The following is a 745-nucleotide window of genomic DNA, read 5'->3' on the forward strand; positions in this document are numbered from 1 at the left end:
CCTCACCACCGCCACCCGCACCCCCGCCCGCGTCTACGGCGCCGAAGCCCACCTCGGCACCGCCGAACCCGGCAAACTCGCCGACCTCACCCTCGTCGACGGCGACCCCTTCACCGACTTCGCAGACCTGGTCCGCGTACGGGCCGTCCTGCGCGCCGGCACCCCGTACGCACGCGCCGACCTGGAAGCGGCCTACCCCGACCCCGCCGCCCCGGCCCCGGAGCAGACCTGGCGGCCCGTCCTGCGCCAGCTGCACCGCGACTCCTGCTGCACCGCCCACCGGGTCAACGGGCGCTTCCTGTAGGGGGGTTACCCCCACCCCCGGAAGCCGGTCTGCCGGATGGGACGCCGGGGCGGGCTGCACGAGGCTTGCCCCATGACGAACCCCCGGAACAAGGCCCTCCTGCTCGCCCTCTCCGCCGCGGCCGCCGCCACCGCGGTCACCGCCGCCACCCTCCCCGCCCAGGCGGCCCCGGGCCCCCGCGCCGAGGCGCCCGCCCTCGCCTGGCACCCCTGCGCCAAGCCCGGCGGCCCCGCCGGCCAGGAGTGCGCCGACCTCCCCGTCCCCCTCGACTACGACGACCCCGCGGGCCCCCAGATCAAGGTCGCCGTCTCCCGGATCCGCAGCGACCGCCCCCAGGCCCGCCGCGGCACCCTCGTCGTGATCCCCGGCGGCCCGGGCGGGCTCCGGCGTCCAGCGCCTCACCCAGAAGGGCGCCGCCCTCCAGCAGCAGCTCGGCGGCGC

1 protein-coding gene and 1 pseudogene are annotated in these 745 nt (G+C 78.4%); both read left to right on the plus strand.

Features of this window, described 5'->3' with window-relative positions; translation table 11 throughout:
- Nucleotides 1-304 (plus strand): amidohydrolase family protein (locus SSNG_RS31880; RefSeq protein WP_042802478.1); only part of this gene is annotated, 304 nt, incomplete at its 5' end.
- Between the two features lie 72 nt (nucleotides 305-376).
- Nucleotides 377-745, plus strand: a pseudogene (locus tag SSNG_RS31885) (alpha/beta hydrolase); the annotation flags it as partial.

Origin of the sequence: Streptomyces sp. C (assembly GCF_000158895.1) — a bacterium.
Taxonomy (GTDB): Bacteria; Actinomycetota; Actinomycetes; order Streptomycetales; family Streptomycetaceae; genus Streptomyces; species Streptomyces racemochromogenes.